Source organism: Flavobacterium sp. 22659 (genome assembly GCF_052044235.1).
Taxonomy (GTDB): Bacteria; Bacteroidota; Bacteroidia; order Flavobacteriales; family Flavobacteriaceae; genus Flavobacterium; species Flavobacterium johnsoniae.
In genome coordinates, this window is sequence record NZ_JBQEMU010000002.1 from 310,131 (window position 1) to 317,251 (window position 7,121).

General features: G+C 34.0%; 3 protein-coding genes. All 3 read right to left on the reverse strand.

Features of this window, described 5'->3' with window-relative positions:
* Positions 1-18: 18 nt before the first annotated feature.
* Complete coding sequence (locus ACTJIW_RS03395; RefSeq protein ID WP_440715517.1) at positions 19-2,019, reverse strand: RagB/SusD family nutrient uptake outer membrane protein; 2,001 nt, start codon at positions 2,017-2,019, stop codon at positions 19-21.
* An 18-nt stretch (positions 2,020-2,037) separates the two neighbouring features.
* Positions 2,038-5,409 carry a SusC/RagA family TonB-linked outer membrane protein gene (locus ACTJIW_RS03400; protein ID WP_440715516.1) on the reverse strand — a complete coding sequence of 1,124 codons (3,372 nt, stop codon included), beginning with the start codon at positions 5,407-5,409 and terminating at the stop codon, positions 2,038-2,040.
* Between the two features lie 666 nt (positions 5,410-6,075).
* Positions 6,076-7,062: a pectinesterase family protein gene (locus tag ACTJIW_RS03405; protein WP_440715515.1), complete on the reverse strand. Its 987-nt coding sequence runs from the start codon at positions 7,060-7,062 to the stop codon at positions 6,076-6,078.
* Positions 7,063-7,121 lie beyond the last annotated feature (59 nt).

The window sequence follows — 7,121 nt, forward strand, 5'->3', positions numbered from 1 at the left end:
TTTGATATAAAATAAAGTTTATTCTTGGTAATCGTAAGTTCCAGAAGCACCATTTGCATCTTTCCATCCAACAGTTTGCTTTAACCATGGATTTTGTGCTAATACAGCCTGGCTTAATCCCTGAATATAATAGTTCTGTCTAAAGTTGATATTAGTTGCTGTACCACCAATGTTATCCATAGGTGTTGGAGGTGAACGTAATTCAAAATTAGTAGTATAAAAAGCTGCTAAAGCTGTAATTTGCGCCTGGAAGTTTGCTGCATCCGGATCTACTGATATAGAAGCACGAGCAGATGTTAAAGGATCAGTATTAACTGCACTATTACCAATTTTGTAATGCAGGTAATTACCAACGCGCTGTGTACCATTAATTGGCTCTAGTCCTAATTTTGAACAAGTTCCTGCATCATTGCTGTACAACATCCATCTTTGAATATCCCAAAAACGTTTTCCTTCATATGCTAATTCTACTCTACGCTCATATAAAACAGCTTCAAGAGCTTCGTATTTGTTACCTAAAGTTCCTATTCCATAATTGTTCGCTGCAGGAATACCAACACGATTTCTAATTCTGCCTAAATAGGCTAATGTGTTATTTGTTTGCCCTAATGCTGCATAACATTCTGCAATGTTTAACAATAACTCAGCGAAACGATAATCTATGATATCTGTACCTGAATATTGAAAGTTACTCGCATTACCAACTGTAGGACTTGACATTTTACGAACAAAAGCAGGACTTGGAACATCATTACCCATACTAAATCCAAATGTATTTGCAGCTGGAGTAGACCAGCGATATGCCCATACAGTAGGCTGAGTTGTTGTATTAGCAACACTGTTTGTATATGGCCAGTAACTTCCAGAGAATGCAAAAGTTCTGTAAAAACGAGGATCACGATCTTTAAAGAATAAGAATGGATCATATAGATTCGCTGCAGTAGGTCTTTTTCCGTTAGCCATAGGAAATAAATCAATCATTCTTTTCGGAGCTTTCACACCACTTCCAGCTGCACCTCCCTGACTCGCAAGTCTAATAGATTTTTCCCATGAATTATTTGAATTAAGATTTGTAGTACCGCTTGCTAATAAACGAACTGTAATTGCTTCTGGATTGAAGCTATTATCAGAAATATAGAACATCTTTGCCCAGTCACTTGCTGATGCTCCATATAAATTATGTCCTGCAGCAATTAATTGTGTCTCCGCTTCTAATCCTGCTTTTAACGCAGCATCCCAACGTTCTGGAGATTCCCAGTTTTTATTAAATAAAGGGCTTGCATACGTTAATAATACTCTTGACTTTTGAGCCAAAGCAGCTCCTTTTGTGTAACGTCCGTATTCTGCTGCTCCCCATTCTGCTGCAGTAGGTAATAAACTTGCAGCCATATCTAAATCGCTTACAATTTGTGCTACTACTTCAGAAACTTTAGCTCTAGGCAATTGTGTTGCAGGATTGTTATTAGTTGCATTTTCAACTGTAGTTACAATTGGAACTCCGCCATAAGTACGCATTAAATCAAAATACTGAATAGCTCTTAAATAATACATCTGTCCTTTTATACGATTACGGAAAACCTGCGACAAATTAGCTCCTTTAATATCTATATTTTCCAACATAGAATTACAATCTCTAATTCTATTGTAAGGCTCATTTTTAACAGCATCTGCTAAAGGTGTTCCATAGTATGCAGAAGCATCAGCCGCATTTTCCCAGGTAAAATTAGGGTTGATAAAACTTTTATCGTTTGCATTATTTGATATTCCACCCACTTCTTCAGTATAAGAAGCCTGAGTTGTAGCAAATGAACCTACTACTGTACCCATTGGAGATTTGTAAGCATCAAAAAAGTCATAGTATACGTTATTTACATACCAGTTTACTCTTTCTTCACTTTGATAAAATTCATCATCAAAATAATTGTACTGCTTTTTCTCTTCTAAAAAATTATCGCTGCACGAAGCACCTACAATAAGTAAAAGTGCCAGTGATATATATTTATTAAATTTTGTTTTCATAATTCTTAAGATTAAATTTTAGAATGTTACATTCAAATTAACTGACCATGTTCTAAGTGTAGGATATCTTGCTGAAGATGTATCGTACATATTACGATAATGGTTTGGATATGGATTGTATAAATCCCAAAGGTTATTTCCTGTAACTCCTAAAGTAACTCTTTGTACACCAATTGTTTTAAGAGGCTCTTGAGGCAATTCAAATCCTACAGTTAAATTTCTAACTACACATCTAAAGTTGCTAAGTTCCCAAAAATCTGATGGAGCAAAAGCAGTTCCTTGTTGTCCCATATTAGGATATTTTCCGTTTGGATTATCAGTAGCATCATACATATCTTTCCAAAAAACTTCATGTCCCCAGTCATTTTGAGTAGATCCAGTACCTTGTTGTACTAAGTCGATTGAGTTATACCCTCCCCATGTAGTAGCTATCTGAGTTCTAAAATAAAAAGATTTATAATTTAATCCTAAATTTGAAGTGAATCCGTAAGTTCTGTTACTGTTAGCTAATTTAACATAATCTAATTGTCTTGCAATCTGTCCGTCTGCAGGTGCCTGAGTTTTTGTTGTACCATCATATGCTCCTCCAACATCTTCATAAGCCAGCATACCTTTTCTCATTTGTGAAACATTATTAATACCCAAATAATTTGGAGCTCCGCCAACTGCAGCTGCATTTGCCGCTAAATAATTCCAGTAGTTCGTAACATCTTCATCTGTACGTAAAATACCGTCTCCTGTAGAAGTTCCTTTCCAAGTTCTGAATCCCCATACTGGCATAAAGGTTGAATAACCTGTTTCAATAGTATTATACGATGGATGCTGAGATGGTGCTGTTGGATATTTTTTATATTCATTATCTGAGAAACCAAAGTTGATTCCTACGTTATAGCTTAAATCTCTTTTAATTTTGTCTTTCCAAGTTAAACTAATCTCTGTTCCCCATGCATTTACATCTGCATAATTTTGTTCTGCAAAAGCACCACCAATAGAAATTGGAGTTCCTGCTTCACCAGCTAAACTAATCAGCATATCTGTAGATTTATCATAGTAAAAATCTGTAGTAAGCTGAAGTCTATTTTTTAATAAGCTCACATCAATACCAAAGTTTTGTTTGATTGTTGCATCCCATTTAATATCTGGGTTAGGTGTTGCTCTTGGTGTAATAGCACCGCCAAGAGTACCTCCTGCTGAACCAAATTGATTACCCTTATCAGCAATAACATCATAAAGAACAAGCCAGCGCCATGGTTTAATGTTATCTTTTCCGGTTTTACCAATAGAATAACGTAGTTTTAAATTATCAATAACCGGAACTGCTTCTTTAAACCATTTTTCGTTTGAAACAACCCAACCTAACTGAGCTGATGGGAAAAATCCCCAATAATTTTCTGGTGCAAATTTTGTAGAAGCATCACTTCTAAAAAGTAACTGCAAAAGATATTTGTCTTTGTAGCTGTAGTTTACACGTCCTAAGTAAGAAAATGTTCCAGATTCTCCTTTATTTGCTGTTGAGTTCGTTGTGATTGTACCAGCAGTGGTATTACTTCCTAAATAATCTTTTGAAGTACCTTCATAAGCCAATCTGGTATTTTTAAAGTTAGCTTCTGAACGTTCAATACCAAACATTGCATCAACACTGTGATCTCCAAAAGTTCTTGCATAGTTTGCAAAAAAGTTTGCCTGAATTACCTTATCAACATCTGTATTATAATAAACTCTTGAGTTTCTAACATTAGTTTCTATAAGATAATCTCCCGCTGGATTAGTTACTGAATTGTAAATAGTTGGATCTGCAGCACCAGCCAGGTGATTTCCTATTGTTTCATAATTTCTAATTCTGGCTAAATCATATGGTAATTGTACTTGCTCAGAATTAGCGCTTGACTGGCTTCTGGCATAACTTCCCTTAAGTGACAAACCTTTAATAAAAGAAACTTTATAATTCAAAGATAAATTCACATTATATGAAAATTCTTCGTCAATTTGATAACCGTTGTCTAATCCTGCAAAATAATTCCATCCTGCTATAGTATTATTTGCGTTTGCACTTTGTAAGTTTCGATCTGTACGAGCGATTGGAGACAGCCAATACTCTTTACCTTCTACAGTAGTAGACCATGGAATATATCTTGGCATATGCAGTAAATATCCATAATCTGCCTGCTCTCCACCTCCTGCTCCACCAAAACTTGAATCGCTGATGTTTGCAGAAGCTTTAGAAAATGATTTTCTAGTATCAACCGTATTTGCTGAGATTGCAGCAGAAAGTTCAAAATCTTTAGCCAGCTTAGCTGTTAAACCAGTACGGAAATTCCATTTTTTATAATCTTGTTCACCAAGGTTAGCTCCCTGATCAAAATAAGTTATACCTGCAAAATATGTCGCTTTATCATTACCTCCACTTGCACTCAATGAGTGTCTTTGTTGAAAAGCTGGTTTCCATGCCTTTTTCAACCAATCATAATCTAATCCTTTCATCTGCTCTAATTCTTCTGCAGAAAAATATTTAGATTTATCAGGATCAAGATTAGAATTCAAAAATCTGTTTTTCCAAATTCCGTGGTCATAAGCACTCATTACTTTACTATGACTTACAGCATCATTAAATGCTGACTGGCTGTAATAGTTAAACTTTAATTTACCATCTTGACCTCTTTTAGTTTTTACAATGATAGCTCCTTGTGAAGCACGAGAACCATAAATAGCTGCAGAACCGTCTTTTAAAACTGTAATACTTTCAATTTCTGAAGGATCTAATCTATTAAATGTTTCAAGTGTAGCTAATCCTGTTGTTGGATCAATCTGCACCATATCATCAATTACAATCAATGGAATAGTAGTGTTTCCATCTTTAGAAAAACCAAAAGATTGACGTATCGAGACATCAGCTCCAACCCCTGGACGACCAGAACCACCAGATACATTTAATCCCGGAGTTAAACCTCTTAAAGATTCACCCAAGTTTGAGACAGGTAAATCCTGAATTTCATCTGGTTTTATTGTAGCAATCGCTCCTGTTAATTTTTGTTTCTTTTGAGTACCATATGCCACAACCACAATATCATTTAACTCATTAGAATCTTCTTGTAATTTAGCATTAAGAGTAGTACGTCCTGCTAGTGGAATTTCTACTTTCTTCATACCAATAAAAGAAAAAACCAATGTTGCTCCTGGCTTCACTGTAATTTGGTACTTACCATTGTAATCTGTAGTAACAGTGTTTTTAGACGATTTTTCAGTTACGTTTACACCAGGTAAAAGAAATCCTGAATTGTCAGTCACTGTACCTGTAATCTTAATTGGAGTGCCTGCGGTTTGAGCATAAGTAATTACACTCATCAGTGCAAACAAAAGAAAACTACATCTCTTTAAAAGTGCTTGTTTCATAAATGCTTTTTTGTTTGGTTAGTTTATTATTGTTAGTTAGTCATGTTTTAAATGCATCTTAAATAATTATTAAGATTTCAAAGAAACGAAATCGTTGTAATTAAATGTTAAAAACACATTTATTTTTAATAATCCAAAAATATAACGATCATATATTACAACCGTCCTGCTCTATCCTGTTTTAATGGCATTATCTAAAAAAAAACAACTCAAAAAAACAATATTAATAAAAAATTGAAAGAATAAGTGAGCTAAATAGAAAAAACAGAGAAAATGTTTGAGTATAATCAAATAGAAGAATGCCTTTTCAATTAAAAATCGAAGAAAACGCATCAAAAACAAAATTTATCTATTTTTAATGCAAATTACACTAATTAGTTACTGTTTTTGAGCGGGTTAACTTTATTGAAATTCTTCAAAAAAAGCTTACACATTTACAGCTGGAATTGTAATTTAAAGTAAAAAACTTACAAGAAAATTAAAGATTTGATATAAAAATCAATTCTTAAATATTTCATAAAAAAATATTTTTTTTAAACGTAAATTCTGACCAATATTTTTTTTGAATGCCTTTTATGATAGGCCTTCACGAGATTTTTGAAGAGAAATTTTAATTTTAGTGTGGTTTATACACATAAATACAGGTAGGATAGTTCAATTTTAAATTTATTTGGCCGGATCCCATCCGTTAAAAACTAAATCTTTATTGTATTTTTTTATATCATCTTTCGTTAATTGATGCGACCAAGAAACACGTTGAGACAAATCTTTTGCACTCGAACCTTTACTTCCATATTCAGCATAATAAGCGGTTTTATCTTTATCTGGAAATCGAGTATCTATCCAGGCATTCCAACCTTCTGGAATAATATGCGAACCAATATCAGTATTAATAAAAACAGTTTGTGCATAAGGTCTCCAAGGTCTTCCTAGAAATACTTTGTCTACTGATTTATCTTTTGCAGTAAGCTTACAATCAGCAAAAACAAAACCATAAGCCTGTCCTTGCGGAGTTGAAGCTGCCGTGATATAAGAATTCACTAAACTTTCAATAGTACATTTATAAAAATAAGCTGTTGCGGCTCCGAAAATAAAATCGGTTGTACCATTGATAAAACAATTTTCGAAATAAGTTCTTGTATTTCCTTCAGATAAATAAAGCGTATCCTGATTGGCTAAAAGATTGCAATTCTTCACAATTACTCTATCGCCTTTAATGTGAAGTGCAACCGCCTGCCCTACTCGTCCCGCCGTATTTTCTACAGTAAGATTTTCAAGCGTACAATCATTTCCTTTAATCATGAAAGAATACGAAGTTCCTGTTCCAAATTCTTTTTTCCCCGATGAATCTGGTTCTCGAAGCGGTTTTCCAGAATAATCATCAAATGAAATAATCGTTTTATTTCTGTCCAAACCTTTTAAAGTAATAAAGGGTTTTGAAGCTGGAATTTCCAATTTCTCAACATACTTTCCAGGCTTTATAATAATTACAACACGTTTCTCTGAATTGTCTTTTACATTATTCACCGCTTCCTGAATCGTTTTGAAATCTCCAGAACCGTCCTGTGCAACGGTTAATGCTAATTTATTATCGAGCGTTTGAGCTGATATTGAAAGTGTTGTTATTAAAAATAAGGTTAGAATGTATTTCATATGTTTTTTATTTATTTCGTTTTTTGTCATTCCGAGGAACGAGGAATCACACTAGAAAC